Source organism: Mycobacterium sp. NGS33 (assembly GCF_059812885.1).
On sequence record NZ_JCALDN010000007.1, the window covers coordinates 118,067 to 134,971 of the forward strand.

Below are 16,905 nucleotides of genomic sequence, written 5' to 3' on the forward strand. Positions count from 1 at the left end.
AACCATGACGAATCACCTTCTCGCACCTGCGCACCACGTGAAGGAGCGGTTGTCCTCTGTGATCATGGTCCCCGCGCCTCACGCCGTCGACGACAGATGGCGTCGATGGAGCCGGGACTGGCCGGTTCGTGAACTGGCACCGGCACCCGCGGGCAATGGATTGAAAGCCGTCCGGGGGGATGCCGGACTGCCCTTCGTAGGTCACACGCTCGACTACATCCGATTCGGCTCGGATTTCAGTCGAGAGCGCTACGACCGTCTGGGTTCGGTGTCGTGGATGGGCGCGTTCGGCACCAAGATGGTGGTCATCGCCGGCCCTGACGCCACTCGAGAGGCGTTCACGAGCGAAGCGAAGGCATTCTCTCAGGATGGCTGGTCCTTCCTGATCGACGCCTTCTTCCATCGCGGTTTGATGCTCATGAGCTTCGACGAGCACTTGATGCACCGGCGCATCATGCAGGAGGCGTTTACGCGTCCGCGCCTGACCGGATACGTCGAACAGGTAACGCCATGCGTTCGCTCGGCAGTGCCTGCGTGGCCGGTGGGCCCGTCGGTTCGAATCTACCCACTGTTGAAGGAACTCACCCTCGACATCGCTACCGACGTCTTCATGGGCGGCCGCGGCAAGGACGAGAGCGATGCTGTCAACAAGGCGTTCGTCGCTACGGTCCGGGCGGCGAGTTCCCTTGTGCGTGCTCCGCTTCCGGGAACCAGATTCCGCGCTGGTGTGCAAGGGCGGCGCGTTTTGGAGGACTACTTCTTCCGGCATCTGCCGGCCGCGCGAGCCGGTGAAACGGAGGATCTGTTCGCTGCTCTCTGTCAAGCCACGACCGAAGACGGGGAGCGGTTTTCCGACGAGGATGTGGTGAATCACATGATCTTCTTGATGATGGCGGCCCACGACACCTCGACGATCACCACCACAGCGGTCACCTATTTCCTTGCCAAGTATCCGCAGTGGCAGGAGGCTGCGGCTGCGGAAGCCGCGGCCATCGGTGACGGGTTGCCGGACATCGAGGCCCTGGAGAAGATGACGGTCATCGACCTCGTGATCAAGGAAGCGCTCAGACTGCTTGCACCTGTTCCGCTGGTGATGCGCAAGACGGTTCGAGATGTCGCCATCGATGGATATCACATCCCCTCGAACACGTTATGCGCTATAACGCCTGCCGTGAATCACTTCGATCGAACGATCTGGAGTGATCCGGAGCGGTTCGATCCCTCACGTTTCGACGAGCCTCGGCGCGAAGACCAACACCACCGATTCGCCTGGGTTCCGTTCGGAGGTGGAGCGCACAAGTGCATCGGCATGCAATTCGGGACGCTCGAGGTCAAAGCAATCCTGCACAGGATGCTGCGTTCGTTCACTTGGAAGGTTCCGGAGAACTATCACGTCCGATGGGACAACACCTCGCTGCCCATTCCGGTGGACGGACTTCCGTTGGAGATGAAGCGCCGATGACCGTCGACCACAGCCCCTACCTCGAACCCACGGAGTTTCTTGACTGGCAACAAGATTCGGTACGTGACTTCGTGTCATCGGCGATCCGTGGTGCCTGCGGCGACACCGAGAAGGCCATCGCCATCTTCACCGCGGTCCGTGACTCCATTTGGTACGACCCCTACACGGTGACCGACAACCCGCACGCGTATCGCGCCAGCACCGTCGCGACCGCAGAACGGGCCTACTGCGTCCCGAAGGCCGTGCTCTTGACTGCAGCGTGCCGAGCGGCGGGAATCCCGGCGCGGCTGGGGTTCGCCGACGTCCGAAACCACCTCCAGACCAAGGCATTGCGCGAGCGGATGGGTGGTAGCGACGTTTTCGTCTACCACGGCTACAGTCTCATGTTCCTCAACGGTGCGTGGGTAAAGGCCACCCCGGCGTTCAATCGCGAGCTGTGCGCACGCTTCGGTGTCTCGCCGATCGAATTCGACGGCCGTAGCGACGCGCTACTCCATGGTTTCACCGCTGACGGCACCCAGCACATGGAGTATCTGCGCGACCGGGGAGCCTACGACGATCTACCCCTAGCAGACATCCTGCAAGCACTGAGAACGCATTACGGCACATTCATCGATCAGCCGAACAGCCGTCCCGACCTCTTCGCCTGAAAGGGCACTACACGATGCAAAGCACAATGCAAAATGTTCCGCTCACGGTGTCGGCGATCGTCCAGCATGCGGCAGCCATACACGGTGACAGCGAGGTCGTCACTCCGACCGGAAATGGATATCGGAGAACGCCTTACCGCATTGTGCTGGCGCGAGTGGCTCGCCTTGCCAATGCGCTGCGCAGTCTTGGCGTCACGGCAGACCAACGCGTGGCCACCTTCCAGTGGAGCAACCAGGAACATCTGGAGGCCTACTGTGCGATTCCCTCCATGGGCGCGGTCCTGCACACGCTCAACATTCGTTTGGCCCCAGAGCAACTGGCGTACATCGCCAATCACGCGAGCGATCAGATCGTCCTAGTCGACGCTTCGGTTGCCCCGTTGTTGGCGCGCGCGCTCCCAGCGATGGCGTCGGTGCACACCGTCATCGTCACCGGAGAGGGCGACCTTGCCCCGCTACAGGGATGCGGGAAGACCGTTCTGCGTTACGAGGAAGTGCTTGCCGGCCAAGAAGAATCATTTGACTGGCCTGAGCTCGACGAGCTGTCCGCCGCGGCCATGTGTTATACGAGCGGTACCACCGGAGATCCCAAAGGCGTCGTCTACAGCCACCGTTCGACGTACCTTCACTCCCTGACCGCCTGCACAGCTAACGCTTTGTCAGTCAGCGAGGCCGACCGTGTTCTGGCCATCGTCCCAATGTTTCACGCCAATGCGTGGGGGCTTATTTACGCAGCGTTGATGTCCGGTGCGGATCTCGTACTGCCTGACCGGTATCTCCAAGCCGAACCGTTGGTGTCGATCATCGAAGACACCAGACCGACCTTGGCCGGTGCAGTGCCGACGATCTGGAACGATGTCGACCGATATCTGGATTCGCACCCTGAGCGGGACATTTCTTCGTTACGGCTGGTCGCGTGCGGGGGGTCTGCTGTTCCGCTTTCGTTGATGCGGGCATTCGAAGAGAAGTACGACGTGCCCATTGTGCAGGCCTGGGGTATGACCGAAACCTCTCCGTTGGCGACCGTTGCACGTCCGGTTCACAGAGCCGACGCGACGCGGCGCTGGGAGCTGCGCGCATCCCAGGGCCGACCGATCTGCGGTGTCGAAATCCGGTTGCGGGACGACGACGGGAAAGACGTGCCGTGGGACGGGCAATCAGTTGGGGAGATCCAGGCGCGCGGTCCCTGGATCACCGGGTCCTATTTCGGAAACAACGATACGGAGAAGTTCGACGAAGGATGGCTGCGTACCGGTGATGTGGGCAAGATCGACGCCGAGGGCTATCTGACACTGACCGACCGCTCGAAAGACGTCATCAAGTCGGGTGGCGAATGGATCTCCTCGGTGGAGCTGGAAAACACGCTGATCGGCCACCCTGCCGTGTACGAAGCGGCGGTAGTCGGCGTCGCGGACGATAAATGGCAGGAAAGGCCGTTGGCGCTTGTCGTCGTCCACCCCGGAACCGACGTTGACATTGACCAACTCCGATCGTTCCTTGCGGACAAAGTCGCCAAATGGTGGATTCCCGATCGATGGAGCTTCGTGTCCGATATTCCGAGGACGAGCGTCGGAAAGTACGACAAAAAGGCCATCCGTGCGCGCCACTCTGCCGGCGAATACCTCATCGAAATCGAAACGTCATAACGTCAAATCCCTGGAATTCCAACAGTCGGAAGGTAATCATGTCCTCACCAATCTCTCCCTGGATGAATGCCGAATTACTCGAGCTTCGTGACCTCGCTGCGAAGTTCTTCTCGGCCGAATTGGCGCCGCATGCGAACCGCTTTGCAGACCAGCACCACGTCGACCGAGAACTGTGGAACCGAGCAGGCGAGCTGGGCCTGCTCTGCATGTCTATACCTGAGGAATACGGCGGAGGCGGTGGCACTTTCGCGCACGAAGCGGTCGTGCTTGAAGAGCAGGCCCGCATAGGTGACAGCTCATGGGGCGCGGGACTGCACAGCGGAATCGTCGCCCACTACATCCTGCAGTACGCGACTGAAGAGCTGCGCGCGCAGTGGCTTCCCAAGATGGCGTCCGGTGAAATGATCGGGGCGATCGCCATGACAGAACCGGGGACCGGGTCCGATCTGCAGAGCGTCAAGACAAAAGCCCTCCTGGACGGTGACGAGTACGTGATCACCGGCTCCAAGACTTTCATCACCAACGGCCAACAGGCCGACCTCATCATCGTTGTTGCCAAGACAGATCCGAGCCAGGGCGCTGCGGGCATCTCTTTGATCGTTGTCGAGGCTGACCGGGCGGGATTCCGGCGCGGCAAGGTTCTCGACAAAATCGGCCAGCGCGGCCAGGACACCTCCGAGTTGTTCTTCGATGAAGTGAGAGTTCCGCGCTCGCATCTACTGGGCCAGTCTGAGGGACAGGGCTTCATTCAGCTGATGACGCAGCTGCCACAAGAGCGACTCATCGTCGCGGTGGGGGCTGTCGCAGCGATGGAACTTGCCCTGGAGCAGACGCTCAAGTACACGCGTGAGCGGGAGGCGTTCGGTCGGCCTGTCTTTGGCTTTCAGAACACCAAGTTCACGCTGGCTGAAGCCGCGACAGAAACGCGCATCGCACGAGTGTTCCTCGACTACTGCATCGACCTGCACCTTGCGGGTCAACTCGACGTGCAGACCGTCGCCATGGCGAAGTGGTGGACCACTGAGCGAGCGATGAAGGTACTCGATGACTGTATGCAGCTTCACGGCGGATATGGCTACATGACCGAGTACCCCATCTCGAGGTTGTGGGTGGATCAGCGCGTGCAAAAAATCTATGCCGGCACGAACGAGGTGATGAAGGAAATCATCTCGCGTTCCCTATGACTCAGAGGAGTTGCCGCCCGCACGTTAGTCATCTAGAGGAGGAGGACTGATGGCATCGATGGTGGTGCCGTATCGCCACGACATGGGCGGCCACTGCGGATCGGGGGCTCTTCGGGATTTGACCGAATGGGCCGGGATCCGTTGGGGTGATGACACCCCGGACGAAGGCATCGTGTTTGCTCTCGGCGGGGCCCTCGACTTCTCGTATGTTCGCTCGGCCCACCTACGTCCACCGATCTACCTCGTTGGACGCAGCGCGGACCTCGAAGACGAATACTTGACCCGGTTGGGCGCGCGCTTCGAGTGTCGTTCGACAGACGACCCCGATCTCGGGTGGAAATGGGTGACCGAACAGATCGATGCCGGTACGCCGGTCATGGTGTGGACTGACATCGCCGAATTGCCCTATCTGAGAACGCGTCTGAGTATGAGCCGGCACGATGTCGTGATCGTAGGGTACGACGACGACGAGGAACTCGCCTTCGTGGTCGATAACGATCGCGATACACCTCAAGCCGTGCCTTACGAGAATCTACGGAAGGCGCGGGCATCGACGGGATTTCCCGTCCCCACGCGGCACACCACCTACGTAGTCGAGTGGCCCGGCGCGGCACCAGATCTCGGCAATGCTGCCCGGTCGGCCTTCCGTAGGTCCGCGGACGCGATGCAGGGTTCGTGTGTGAGCGCGCCGATCACCGAGGACTCCGATTGTGAAATTCAGGTGCGTGGGCTACCAGGGGTATCGACTTTTGTGGAGGATCTCAAGCGGTGGCCGAAGATCTTTGACGACGACACCCTCGACGGAGCCTTGTTTGCGCTGAGCGCCTTCATCGAAAAAGCCGGAACCGGAGGCGGTCTGTTCCGAGATCTGCAAGCACGTGGATGTCGGCGCGTCGCTGAAGAGTTGAGTTTCGAACCTGCGTTTAAAGCAGCGGAGGCTGCAAAGACCGCATCTGAGTTGTGGACCGCGGTTGCGCACGCCGCTTATGACCGCGGTGCAGATCCGCACCGAAGAGCGAGCGGCGCCGCGTCCGTGGCTGCGCAATTGCCGACAGCCGAACGTCGACTCGCGGAGGCGCTGAGGGAGGCAGGAGATCTACTCCTATGAGTTCTGATTGCTTCGGAGCAAGCCGAACTGGTTGCGACCCAGCAGATTTATTTGAGCGCTTTGAATTGTGTCATAAGAAGGGAGAATCACGATGGCTGTCTTCGCTGATGCGGAAGAGGTTTACCGCTACCTCGCCGGCATCTTTCGACGAGGTTTGGAGAACGAAGACCTTGCGAACAGACTTGCCGGGTCCGGGGTGGTGTTACGGATCCACTACACCGATCCGGATGCGGTAGTAACCGTGGATATGCCGGAGAAGGTCGTAGAGACCGGCGCGGACAGTGGCGTTACACCGAATGTCGAATTGTTCATGTCCGCGGATACCGGCAACAGGTTCTGGTTGGGGAAGGTGAACTTGACCATGGCGATGGCGAAAGGAACTGTACGAGCGAAAGGTCCTGTCACCAAACTGATCAAGCTCATACCGCAGGCAAAGAACCTCTTTCCGGAATACCGGGCAATCCTTGAGGCCGACAAGCGTCACGACCTGCTCAATGTGTGATGTCGGTGCGGTACCGCGCCCGGGCCCGGGTGAGCGGCGCGGGCCTCTGGGCGATGTGCCCGGAGATCATCCAGGACAGTTCGCGCGACCACCGTGCGCGGTCGGGATAACTACTCGAGAAGCGTAATTCGATAGAAGGGACTTCAACATGAAGACACGTGCGGCTGTTTTGTGGGGCTTGGAGCAGAAGTGGGAGGTCGAAGAAGTCGATTTGGATCCGCCAGGTCCCGGGGAGGTCCTCGTGCGGCTGGCGGCCACCGGCTTGTGCCATTCCGACGAACATCTGGTGACCGGCGACCTCCCGATCCCATTGCCGGTAGTGGGGGGTCATGAGGGTGCTGGCACAGTCGTGGAGTGCGGCGAAGGGGTTGAGGAACTGTCCGAAGGTGATTCTGTCATCTTGACCTTCCTTCCCTCGTGTGGGCGCTGCTCGTACTGCGCGCGCGGCATGGGCAATCTCTGTGAGTTGGGAGCGGCGCTCATGATGGGACCGCAGATCGACGGCACCTATCGCTTTCACGCACGAGGCGAGGACGTCGGGCAGATGTGTTTGCTCGGGACGTTTTCCGAGTACACAGTGGTGCCGCAGGCGTCCGTGGTCAAGATTGACGGCGGAATCCCCCTGGATCGGGCAGCCTTGATCGGTTGCGGCGTCACGACCGGTTACGGATCTGCGGTGCGGACTGGGGAGGTGCGCGCCGGGGACACCGTCGTGGTAGTGGGAGCGGGCGGAATCGGAATGAATGCGATTCAGGGCGCGCGAATCGCGGGAGCGCTGGCGATTGTGGCGGTCGATCCGGTGAAGTTCAAGCGAGAGCAAGCGAGCGGGTTCGGTGCGACGCACACCGCGGCCTCGATGGATGAAGCTTGGTCGCTGGTCAGCGATATGACGCTGGGCAAGCTGGCTGATGTCTGCATCCTCACCACCGATGTGGCTGAGGCCTCCTACACCGCGGAAGCGCTGGCCTTGGTCGGAAAGCGCGGGCGCGTCGTGGTCACGGCCATCGGGCACCCCGACGACTCATCGATCTCAGGATCACTGCTTGAAATGACGCTTTACGAGAAGCAGATTCGTGGCGCTTTGTATGGCTCATCCAATGCGCCGCACGATATTCCGCGACTGGTCGAGCTGTACTCCGCTGGGTTGTTGAAGCTCGATGAGTTGGTCACCCGCGAATACTCCCTCGACCAAATCAATGAGGGCTACGAGGATATGCGTTCAGGAAAAAACATCCGAGGGCTGGTCCGGTTCTGAAGAGCATCATGCCCACTGCTGGTCTTCATGTCCTTGCGTCGCTGCAGATCATGCGGCCGGGCCGCTTGGGTGGTTGGCGTCGCGTCCTTCTTTCCCGTCGTGAGGACGGCAAGCATCAGACACCTCATAGATCATTTATCACATTCTCTGGAGGCTGAGATGACGGACGCTGGCACGACCACGGCAAGCGGGGATGGGGCTGCTCGTTTCGCTATCGCCCCGGAGGTGTGGACCACGCCGGAGCGACGAGCGCTGAGCCAAATGGCGCGGTCTTTCGTGGAACGTGAAATCGCGCCGAAGCTAGCGGAATGGGAGCACGTGGGTGAGATTCCGCGCGACCTGCATCTCAATGCTGCCGAGGTGGGGCTTCTCGGAATCGGGTTCCCGGAAGAAGTCGGCGGCAGCGGCGGCAATGCGATTGACTCTGCACTGGTCACTGAGGCCATCCTGGCCGCAGGCGGGTCCACTGGCGTCTGCGCCGCCTTGTTCACCCATGGCATTGCCCTTCCCCACATTGCCGCCAATGGCTCCGACGCCCTGATTGAACGATATGTCCGTCCGACGCTCGCAGGAAAGATGATCGGCTCGCTGGGCGTTACCGAGCCTGGGGCAGGTTCAGATGTCGCGAATATGCGCACACGCGCAGTGCGCGACGGCGACACCTATGTGGTCAACGGAGCAAAGACGTTCATCACCAGCGGAGTTCGGGCGGACTTCGTTACTACGGCGGTACGCACCGGCGGACCGGGTTACGGTGGAGTTTCATTGCTCGTGATCGACAAGAATTCGCCTGGATTCGAAGTGTCCCGCCGGTTGGACAAGATGGGATGGCGATGTAGCGACACCGCCGAGTTGTCTTTCGTCGACGTTCGCGTACCGGCTGAGAACCTGGTGGGGGCAGCAAACAGCGGGTTTTTGCAGATCATGCAGCAATTTCAGGCTGAACGGCTCGGCATCGCCGTCCAGGCGTACGCGACGGCGGGTCGGGCTCTCGATCTCGCCAAGAGTTGGGCGCGGGAGCGTGAAACGTTCGGTAGACCCTTGACGGGGCGCCAGGTCATTCGCCATAAGCTCGCGGAGATGGCTCGACAGGTCGACGTGGCGTGCACCTATACCCGTGCGGTCATGCAGAGGTGGCTAGCGGGGGAGGATGTCGTTGCCGAGGTGTCGATGGCCAAGAACACCGCTGTGTATGCGTGCGACTACGTGGTCAATGAGGCGGTTCAGATCTTTGGTGGGATGGGCTACATGCGTGAGTCTGAGATCGAGAGACACTACCGAGACTGCCGGATTCTCGGAATAGGCGGCGGCACCAACGAAATCATGAATGAGATCATTGCCAAACGTATCGGACTCTAGTTCTTGATACCAGTAAAGAAAGTTCTCACATCGCAGGTCAACGACGGTCAGGCGGCTGTTGGTCCAGCCTGCCGCTCGCGGCGTCTCGATGCGGCGAGGAGCGAGGGCAGCTGCGCTTCGTCGTGATGCCAGAGCTGTGGTGGCCTGCGACTTAGTTCCGGCGCCGGTCGTGGGTGCATGTGTGCGTGGCGGCGGACGGAGGGCGAAGCGCAGGGAGCGGCGCGGACGGGAGCGCCAGCGGACGGGAGCAGAGCGAGCGTAGCGAAGCCTGCAGGTAGCCGCCGTTCCTCGCAGATCCTGGCCTCCAGGATCTACGTCATAAGCTGCGAGGGGGCTGCGTCATGGTGCTGTGGCTCGTAAGCTGGCGGCTGTGAGCGGGGTTCTGACGCAGCGTGCACGGCGCGAGACCGAGACGCGGCTGGCTGAGCAGCCGCGGCGGTTGGCGCATGTCCGGGGCGTCGCGGCGACTGCCGAGCGGTTGAGTCGGCGTTTCGATCCCCAGACAGCGGACTGTCTGGTCGCAGCGGCGTGGCTGCACGATATCGGTTACGCATCGTCGTTGCGCCGGACCGGGTTTCATCCGCTCGATGGAGCGGAGTACGTGCGAGCGGCCGGCTTCGGGGAGCTGGCCGCCTCCTTGGTGGCCTTTCATACCGGAGCGCACGCGGAGGCTGCCGAGCGGGGCTTGTCAGGCTTATCCGCGTTCAGTGATCCGCCCAGCGATTTCCTTGATGTGCTGACTTTTTGCGATCTGACGACCGGACCTGACGGGGCGCCGATATCACCGCGCGATCGGTTACGCGACGTGCTGTCGCGTTATGGATCCGAGGACCCGGTGCACCGGGCGGTCGACGCGGGCCGCGACGAATTGTTGGCGGCCGTCCGGCGAGTACGCGACTGGCTATAAACCCAGCCGGTTAGCCGAGGTAGGGGCCGTCGCGGTGTTGCAGGTAGTGCTCGATGCGCAGCCTCATCGACGGATGCATATCCAGGTTAGGGATCTCGTCGGGTGCAGTCCAGGCGATGTCCGTGCTTTCGTGGTCGATGGCAAGGGTGCCGCCGAGCACCGTGGTGGTGAACAGGAGCGAGAATTGCTGGCGGACTTCGCCATCGGTGAACGCGACCACGTGGCGGGGATTGGTGTAGACACCGACCAGACCCGTGACTTTGACGTCAAGCCCGGTTTCCTCTTTGACTTCCCGCACGGCGGTGTCGGCGATAGTTTCGCCGATGTCGTGGCCGCCGCCCGGTAGCGCCCACAGGGTGTTGTCGCGGCGTTTGATCAGCAGAATGCGACCGTGTTCGTCGGTGACGATGGCCGAGGCCGACGGAACGACACTGTTGGGCGCCGGGGCGTTGGGGTCGTTGTAGTAGTCGGTGCGCATCGGGGTCAGCCTTTCGAGGTCAGCGGTCTGGCATGGTCCCAGACCTGGGTGAAAGCGTCTTCAAGGGTGGCCCAGAGCCGTGGCTCGTGGTGACGTGACAGAACCAGCACAGGGTTGTTGCGCCCGGCTGAGCCGTAGATGTGGAAGTTGACGATCATGGCGTCATCGACCCGAAAGATCGACGTGTAGAGCGCGGTGTCGTGGGTGCGGATGTCCAGCCCCGGGGTGCCGGCGTGAGGGGCGAGCAGTTCCACGGACGTGCGGCAGCGGGCGATGACGGCCTCGCCGATCCCTTCCTCCTCGCCGCGCAGGATCGTGGTGGGGGTGTCGGGGTCCCCGACGAGAAACCGCACCGTCACACCGCGGGCGGCGGCGGCGAGCAGGGTGTCGAGGAATCCGTCGAGGGTTTCGAACAGGAACGTGGCCGCCAGGACGAGGATGTCGATGCCGGTGGTGGCGTCGGCGAAATGCTGCTGCCACATGGTGATGGGTAGCTGGGTGCGGCTGGCATACAGGGTCGCGGTGAACGGCCCACCCGCAGACGCTGTTGCCACTGCGCTCGCGGTGGAGGGTGGGTACTGGTTGGGCCACAGGTCATGCGGGGTGCAGTCGAGCACCTCGCTGGCTCTGTGGGCGTTGTGTTCGCGAATTCTGTAGTCGCTATCGGCCAGCCAGCGTCGCACCGACTTGATATCGACACCCACCGCGGTGGCGAACCGCTGCGAGGACAGACCTTTGGCGTGTAGCCGCTGCACGAGGCGATCGTTGGGAGTGATGGCGGCCTCGGTGCCGTCCTGCTCGTCCATCGTGCCAGCGCACATCTTCCCGTGTCGTCCGTATCCATCCCTCAGCGCGTGGTGTCTAGTTTGCCATGCGACTGCCGCCACCCGGCGGCGATAGTGCCGGTGTGATGTCCGTGGGTATGTCCGGGCCGTGTCCGAAATGCCCGTGGATGTGTCGGAAATGTCGGCATATGTCTCTCGCAACGTCCGTGATGTCCACGTGAACTGAGTCCAGCGCCGGACCGGCGTCAACAGCTCACGAAAGGACCAGTAGGACAATGCGTTTGAGAATCGATACGTCTGGGACTCGTTTTATCGTCACCCGCGCTCCTGAGCCACGGCTGAACTTCGAAACCGGCGCCCCGAAAGTCGACACCGCCACCGGGATGCCGATGTACGCCACCCAGGTCCTCGCGCTGGATGACTCCGGCGGCGAAGTGCTCATTGTCACTGTGGCAGGAGACCCCAAAGTGACAGTCACGCAGCCTGTTTCGGTAGTTGGTCTGGTGGCCATCCCGTGGGCCCAAGGTGATCGCAGCGGGGTGGCGTTCCGTGCTGATGCCCTCACCGCCGCCACCGCCAGTGGTGCTGCGCCGAGTGAGCAGACACGCCCGCAGAAGTAACAACCCCCAAGCGGGTGTGGGGTGCGGTGAGCAGATCATCGCACCCCGCCACCCCGACACCCCGGGCATTGCTGTTGACCACACGCTCACGGAGGGCATCTCTCATGACATCGAACAAGAAGAACACCACCAACAGTGGATCAGGCGATGACGACTGGTTCGGAGAACTGGTCATGTCGCTGTTCACCGCATCCGGGTATGTGCTGTGGTGGGCGGTGCTGTTCCCGGCGATCAGCGTGCCCATCATCGCCAGCCTCGTCCTTGCTATCAGCCACGGCCCACGCGTGGGCCTGATCTGCGCGATCGTGTGCAGTGCCGGGTATGCGGGCTGGGCCTGGCTCCAACCGGGGTCATTTCGCGCCTGGGTGACCGAACCGGTACGGCGGCGCTGGCTCACGTGGTCGCGCTACACCCGCACCTGGGAATCGATCTGCACCTTGCACGGCCTGACCGCCACCCTCGGCGGACGCACTCTCACTCCCACCCTGCGCACGGTGACGATCGGTAAAACCACCGATGTGCTCGTGGTGCGGATCGTCACCGGCCAGTCCGTGGCAGATTGGCATAAACAGTCCGACGCGCTGGCCGCCGCGTGGCGCGCCGGCCGCATCAGCATCACCGCCATCTCGCCCGGCGAACTGCGCATCACGTTAATGCGCGCAGACGTGCTGGCTGAACCGATCGCCCTGCCCATGCCAACCCCGGCCACCCCGGTCGATCTGGTGTCGGTGCGGGTCGGGATCACCGAAACGCGACATTGGTGGCAGGTGCCGCTGCTCGGTCACCACGTGCTGATCGCCGGGGCAACCGGCGCAGGCAAAGGCTCAGTGCTGTGGTCGTTGATCGCCGGCATTGCCCCCGCGGTGAAGACCGGGCTGGTCGGGTTGTGTGTCATCGACCCCAAAGGCGGCATGGAACTCGGTGCCGGAGCACCCCTGTTCACCGTGTTCACCCACGACGCCACCGACACCACCCTGGAGTTGCTACGCCAGCTCGTCACGGTGATGCACGCCCGGGCGAATCGTCTGCGCGGCCACACCCGCCTACACACCCCCACGACGTCGGAGCCGTTGTTCGTTGCGGTGATCGATGAGATCGCCGCACTGACCGCATACGTGACCGACCGCAAGGTCCGCACCGAAATCGAACAACTCCTGGGCCTGCTGCTCTCCCAAGGCCGCGCAGTCGGCATCAGCGTGGTCGCCGCGGTCCAAGACCCGGCCAAAGACACCCTGCCGGTACGGCAGCTGTTCACGGTGCGGATCGGGTTGCGGCTGACCGAAGCCACCCAAACCACCATGGTCCTCGGCCAAGGGGCGCGCGATGCCGGGGCAGAATGCGACCGCATCCCCGACACCACCCCCGGGGTGGGCTACATGATGGTTGACGGCACCGCCCACGCCCAGCGGGTGCGGGCCTTTCACGTCACCGACCACGACATTACCGCCCTGGCCAGCCGGTTCCGCCGAACCGCGAGGCGACCGAACAAGCCCCACCAGCCACACAACACCGATACCGGCCACACCGCGAGTGAGGGCAGCGGTGAATAGCTCCACGACATCGGCGCAGCTTGTCCTACCGGGTGTTCCGGATACAGCTGACACCGCCCGGGTGGTCGAGCAGATGGTGCGGCGCGCCGCCTCGATGGGATACGAATCCTGGTGGCGACGAGCAGAATCCGTCGGATTCTGCGCCCACCCCATCCAGCTGATCGGTGCCGATGAGTACGGGCGTCAGCGGGTGGTATGGACGCGCTGCAACAACCGTCGCGCCCACATCTGCCCCTCCTGCTCGGATCTCTACCCCGCGACACCTGGCAACTCGTGCACGCCGGTGCCGCTGGCGGTCACCACGGCATGCCCACCACGGTGGCCGATCATCCGCAAGTGTTTGTCACTCTCACCGCACCGAGCTTCGGGGCCGTCCACACCGCCACGAAGTCACGGGAGAAGGCAGCGCAGGTGTGCCGCGACCAGCACCGGGTCGGCGGCTACCGACGCTGCCCGCATGGAAAACAATTGTGGTGCAGCATGTCCCATGATCATGGCGACGAGCGGGTCGGCCAGCCGCTGTGTCCGGAGTGCTACGACTATGCCGGGCATGTGCTGTTCACGTGGCACCTGCCCGAACTGTGGCGACGCTTCACCATCACCCTGCGGCGCGCCCTACGCAAAAGCCTGAAAGCCGCCGGAGTTGACCCGGATACGGTGCGAGTGAGCTTCATCAAGATCGTCGAACTGCAAGCCCGCGCTATCCCACACATCCACGCACTGATCCGCCTGGATCCCCACGACGACCTTGACCGCCCCGGGTGGGAATCACCTATCGGTGCAGTCGAACTCGCTAGGGTCATCCAGTACGCCATCCGCACCGTCACACTCACCGTCAACGACCCGACAGCCGATGGCGGTGGGCAGACGATACGGTTCGGCACACAGATCGACACCCAACCGCTAACCGCATCGGTGGATCCGCCGCCAAATGAGCACAATTCAGGCTCAGGCCGGTCCATGTCTAGCCGGCTGGTGGCGCGCTATCTCGCCAAGTATGTCACCAAATCCTTGGCAGCCCTCGGAATCAGCGCACGCCGCCTATCTACGGAAGCCATACCCGACCTGGACGTGTCCGAGCATGTGCGGACCATCCTGACCACCATCAGCGATCTCGCGGACAAAGGACTGTCCGGCATCGGGCGGTGGTTGCACACCCTCGGATTCCGCGGCCACATCACCAGCAAATCCCGCCGTTATTCGACTACCATGACCGTGCTGCGCGAACAGCGCGCCATTTGGACGCGTGAGGAAAGCTCGAAAAGCACTGCATACCAATACGATCCCGACTGTGACTTCGCCGGTGGCGATGATCTGGTGGCGTGGGAGTTTGACCGTGCCGGCCCCGGCAGCCTCGGCGATCGCAGTCTCGTCTATTCCGCGGCCCTCCAACGTATTCACATCCGCCGCATCGGACTAGTGGAAGCCCGTCGCCACACACGCAGCCAGCATTGGGATCCACCAGGGGCAAGCGATGGCTGAACGATGCCCAACCCCACATGCTCGCTCCGAATGTGACGCTCGAATTAATGCACCGAGCATGTCAGAGGGAGGTGTTCAAATTGACCTGCCGAACCGGAATCGGCTTCCGCGCGAGGCCAACCGCGCGCTGGTAAACGTCATACTGGCTGTGCGGGACCGGACCCGCGGATCACGAAGGGAAGTGGCATGAGCCTCAGGTTCGCTTTCTATGGCCGAGTGAGTACCGAGGACGCTCAAGATCCCGAGGCGAGCCGCAGCTGGCAGAAACGTCGTGCCATCGATCTGATCACTCCGCATGGCGGAGTCCTCGCTGTCGACTACTTCGATATAGGTCAAAGCCGTTCGCTTCCCTGGAAACGCAGACCGGAGGCTTCACGTCTGCTTGCAGATGTCACTTCTCGTGACCGTGGCTTCGATGCCGTGGTGATCGGGGAACCTGCTCGCGCGTTCTACGGACCGCAATTTGCGCTCACTTTCCCGGTGCTCACGCACTACGGGGTTGGCCTATGGGTGCCTGAAGTCGGCGGAGCGGTTGATCCCGGATCCGAGGCACACGACCTCGTGATGACGCTCTTCGGCGGTATGAGCAAGGGAGAACGCGCACGAATCCAGATGCGCGTCCGTACCGCGATGTCGGCACTCGCGCAGGACACAACCAGATACCTCGGCGGTCGCCCACCGTACGGGTATCGACTCGTCGATGCCGGCCCGCATCCCAACCCTGCCAAGGCAAGTCTTGGGCAGCGGCTCCATCGTCTCGAACCCGACCCCGCGACATGTTCGGTCGTCGAGCGGATCTACCGCATGTACGCCGATGGTGCTGGCTTGCGCTTCATCGCACAGCAGCTCACCGACGATGGAGTGCCATCACCAAGCCAATATGACCCGGAGCGGAACCGGCACCGTGATCCGCGCGGATGGTCCCATTCGGCGATCCGCGCAATCCTCGACAACCCGGCGTACCGCGGTATTCGTGTGTGGGGCAAGCAGGAGAAATACGAGGTCTTGGTCAACCCCGACGATGTCGCTGCCGGGTACGAGACTCGCATGCGGTGGCGTGACGAGGTCGACTGGATCGCACCTGACCGGCGAACGCACGAAGCGCTGATCACTGACGAGCTGGCGCGGGCTGTCCGACTTCGGATGCAGGCGCGGCGGGGTCCGGGTCTTGTGTGTAGCAGAGAATCGACGGTGCCATATGCGCTGCGCGGGCTGCTGTTCTGTGCCGCATGTGGACGCCGCATGCAGGGTGCCGCCCGACCAGGGAAGCAAACAACGCGCATCCTCTACCGATGTGAGCTGGGCAAGTCGCGTTCCGTACCTGTGGACCTGAGTGACCATCCGCGCACCGTCTATCTTCGGGAAGACGAGGTGACCGCACGACTGGACGAATGGATCGCCACCCTGGCCGATCCAGAAGACCTCGCCCGCGGGCAGGAGATGGACCCCTCGGCGAGAACTGGCCACGCCGCCTTGCAGCGCGAGCTGAGCGAGGTCAATAGCAAGGTTGCCGCCTTGGTCGCGGCCGTGGAGTCTGGTGTGGCCGTTGAGGACTTGACTGCTGCGTTGCGTCGTCGCACGGCCGAGCGCGACGAGCTGAGGGCACGTCTTGAGCGCACGGAGCGGCCCCATGTCATGTCTGCCGCACAGATCAGCCAGCTGGTCGAAGAATTGGGCGGGCTGTCGGCCATCCTCGGTGCGGCAACCGGGGCGGAACGCGCTCAGGTGTACGCAAGCTTGGGTCTGCGTCTTGATTACGATCCGCACCTGCGGCGAGTCACGGCGACAGCCGACCTGAGTCGTGTCGCCGGATGTGTCCGAGGGGGGACTTGAACCCCCACGCCCATTAGTAGGGCACTAGCACCTCAAGCTAGCGCGTCTGCCATTCCGCCACTCGGACAAGGCCAAACCAGCATG

Annotated in this window: 14 protein-coding genes, 1 tRNA gene and 1 pseudogene; 13 read left to right on the forward strand and 3 right to left on the reverse strand. The window is 62.5% G+C overall.

Annotated features, from left to right (window positions below):
* Positions 1-4 precede the first annotated feature (4 nt).
* The 9 genes from AC5Y5B_RS14775 (at position 5) to AC5Y5B_RS14815 (ending at position 10,073) form a co-directional block, all read left to right on the forward strand.
* Entirely contained in the window at positions 5-1,462 is a 1,458-nt protein-coding gene (locus tag AC5Y5B_RS14775; RefSeq protein ID WP_112632417.1) for a cytochrome P450, read from the forward strand.
* Complete coding sequence (locus AC5Y5B_RS14780) at positions 1,459-2,112, forward strand: transglutaminase-like domain-containing protein (RefSeq protein ID WP_011560574.1); 654 nt, start codon at positions 1,459-1,461, stop codon at positions 2,110-2,112. Before AC5Y5B_RS14775 ends, AC5Y5B_RS14780 begins: the two co-directional genes overlap by 4 nt.
* 26 nt (positions 2,113-2,138) lie before the next feature.
* Positions 2,139-3,758 carry a fatty acid--CoA ligase gene (locus AC5Y5B_RS14785; protein ID WP_112632383.1) on the forward strand — a complete coding sequence of 540 codons (1,620 nt, stop codon included), beginning with the start codon at positions 2,139-2,141 and terminating at the stop codon, positions 3,756-3,758.
* Positions 3,759-3,796: 38 nt separating this feature from the next.
* Positions 3,797-4,942: an acyl-CoA dehydrogenase family protein gene (locus AC5Y5B_RS14790; RefSeq protein WP_005086582.1), complete on the forward strand. Its 1,146-nt coding sequence runs from the start codon at positions 3,797-3,799 to the stop codon at positions 4,940-4,942.
* A gap of 49 nt (positions 4,943-4,991) precedes the next feature.
* Positions 4,992-6,050, forward strand: a complete 1,059-nt coding sequence (locus AC5Y5B_RS14795) for a BtrH N-terminal domain-containing protein (protein WP_005086581.1) — start codon at positions 4,992-4,994, stop codon at positions 6,048-6,050.
* Between the two features lie 91 nt (positions 6,051-6,141).
* Positions 6,142-6,552: an SCP2 sterol-binding domain-containing protein gene (locus AC5Y5B_RS14800; protein WP_005110592.1), complete on the forward strand. Its 411-nt coding sequence runs from the start codon at positions 6,142-6,144 to the stop codon at positions 6,550-6,552.
* Positions 6,553-6,700: 148 nt separating this feature from the next.
* Entirely contained in the window at positions 6,701-7,807 is a 1,107-nt protein-coding gene (locus AC5Y5B_RS14805; RefSeq protein WP_005086578.1) for an NDMA-dependent alcohol dehydrogenase, read from the forward strand.
* A 159-nt stretch (positions 7,808-7,966) separates the two neighbouring features.
* The gene (locus AC5Y5B_RS14810; protein WP_112632418.1) at positions 7,967-9,166 is read left to right on the forward strand and encodes an acyl-CoA dehydrogenase family protein; all 1,200 of its coding nucleotides are present in this window, start codon (positions 7,967-7,969) and stop codon (positions 9,164-9,166) included.
* Positions 9,167-9,536: 370 nt separating this feature from the next.
* Complete coding sequence (locus AC5Y5B_RS14815; protein WP_005116484.1) at positions 9,537-10,073, forward strand: HD domain-containing protein; 537 nt, start codon at positions 9,537-9,539, stop codon at positions 10,071-10,073.
* Between the two features lie 10 nt (positions 10,074-10,083).
* Here the strand turns inward: AC5Y5B_RS14815 and AC5Y5B_RS14820 are convergent, their stop codons facing one another.
* Together AC5Y5B_RS14820 and AC5Y5B_RS14825 are read right to left on the reverse strand one after the other, a co-directional pair.
* On the reverse strand, positions 10,084-10,551 hold the full coding sequence (locus AC5Y5B_RS14820) for an NUDIX hydrolase (RefSeq protein WP_005086575.1): 468 nt from the start codon (positions 10,549-10,551) through the stop codon (positions 10,084-10,086).
* Positions 10,552-10,556: 5 nt separating this feature from the next.
* The gene (locus AC5Y5B_RS14825; RefSeq protein WP_112632384.1) at positions 10,557-11,357 is read right to left on the reverse strand and encodes a hypothetical protein; all 801 of its coding nucleotides are present in this window, start codon (positions 11,355-11,357) and stop codon (positions 10,557-10,559) included.
* A gap of 254 nt (positions 11,358-11,611) precedes the next feature.
* Between AC5Y5B_RS14825 and AC5Y5B_RS14830 the strand changes: the two genes are divergently transcribed.
* From AC5Y5B_RS14830 to AC5Y5B_RS14845, 4 genes and pseudogenes are all read left to right on the forward strand, one after another.
* Positions 11,612-11,956, forward strand: coding sequence for an SCO3933 family regulatory protein (locus tag AC5Y5B_RS14830; RefSeq protein WP_005086573.1), 345 nt, complete (start codon positions 11,612-11,614; stop codon positions 11,954-11,956).
* 104 nt (positions 11,957-12,060) lie between these two features.
* Entirely contained in the window at positions 12,061-13,506 is a 1,446-nt protein-coding gene (locus tag AC5Y5B_RS14835; RefSeq protein WP_112632385.1) for an FtsK/SpoIIIE domain-containing protein, read from the forward strand.
* A pseudogene (locus AC5Y5B_RS14840) lies at positions 13,499-14,988 on the forward strand (replication initiator). Before AC5Y5B_RS14835 ends, AC5Y5B_RS14840 begins: the two are co-directional and overlap by 8 nt.
* Positions 14,989-15,174: 186 nt before the next feature.
* The gene (locus tag AC5Y5B_RS14845; RefSeq protein WP_112632386.1) at positions 15,175-16,821 is read left to right on the forward strand and encodes a recombinase family protein; all 1,647 of its coding nucleotides are present in this window, start codon (positions 15,175-15,177) and stop codon (positions 16,819-16,821) included.
* On the opposite strand, the gene AC5Y5B_RS14850 is transcribed toward AC5Y5B_RS14845, so the two are convergent.
* Positions 16,803-16,888, reverse strand: a tRNA-Leu gene (locus AC5Y5B_RS14850). The genes AC5Y5B_RS14845 and AC5Y5B_RS14850 overlap by 19 nt on opposite strands.
* Positions 16,889-16,905: the final 17 nt, after the last annotated feature.

Excerpts from the sequence above, each read along its gene's own strand:
- AC5Y5B_RS14775 (WP_112632417.1), top strand. The coding sequence starts at position 5 with ATGACGAATCACCTTCTCGCACCTGCGCACCACGTGAAGGAGCGGTTG.
- AC5Y5B_RS14780 (WP_011560574.1), top strand. The coding sequence starts at position 1,459 with ATGACCGTCGACCACAGCCCCTACCTCGAACCCACGGAGTTTCTTGAC.
- AC5Y5B_RS14785 (WP_112632383.1), top strand. The coding sequence starts at position 2,139 with ATGCAAAATGTTCCGCTCACGGTGTCGGCGATCGTCCAGCATGCGGCA.
- AC5Y5B_RS14790 (WP_005086582.1), top strand. The coding sequence starts at position 3,797 with ATGTCCTCACCAATCTCTCCCTGGATGAATGCCGAATTACTCGAGCTT.
- AC5Y5B_RS14795 (WP_005086581.1), top strand. The coding sequence starts at position 4,992 with ATGGCATCGATGGTGGTGCCGTATCGCCACGACATGGGCGGCCACTGC.
- AC5Y5B_RS14800 (WP_005110592.1), top strand. The coding sequence starts at position 6,142 with ATGGCTGTCTTCGCTGATGCGGAAGAGGTTTACCGCTACCTCGCCGGC.
- AC5Y5B_RS14805 (WP_005086578.1), top strand. The coding sequence starts at position 6,701 with ATGAAGACACGTGCGGCTGTTTTGTGGGGCTTGGAGCAGAAGTGGGAG.
- AC5Y5B_RS14810 (WP_112632418.1), top strand. The coding sequence starts at position 7,967 with ATGACGGACGCTGGCACGACCACGGCAAGCGGGGATGGGGCTGCTCGT.
- AC5Y5B_RS14820 (WP_005086575.1), bottom strand. The coding sequence starts at position 10,551 with ATGCGCACCGACTACTACAACGACCCCAACGCCCCGGCGCCCAACAGT.
- AC5Y5B_RS14825 (WP_112632384.1), bottom strand. The coding sequence starts at position 11,357 with ATGGACGAGCAGGACGGCACCGAGGCCGCCATCACTCCCAACGATCGC.
- AC5Y5B_RS14830 (WP_005086573.1), top strand. The coding sequence starts at position 11,612 with ATGCGTTTGAGAATCGATACGTCTGGGACTCGTTTTATCGTCACCCGC.
- AC5Y5B_RS14835 (WP_112632385.1), top strand. The coding sequence starts at position 12,061 with ATGACATCGAACAAGAAGAACACCACCAACAGTGGATCAGGCGATGAC.
- AC5Y5B_RS14845 (WP_112632386.1), top strand. The coding sequence starts at position 15,175 with ATGAGCCTCAGGTTCGCTTTCTATGGCCGAGTGAGTACCGAGGACGCT.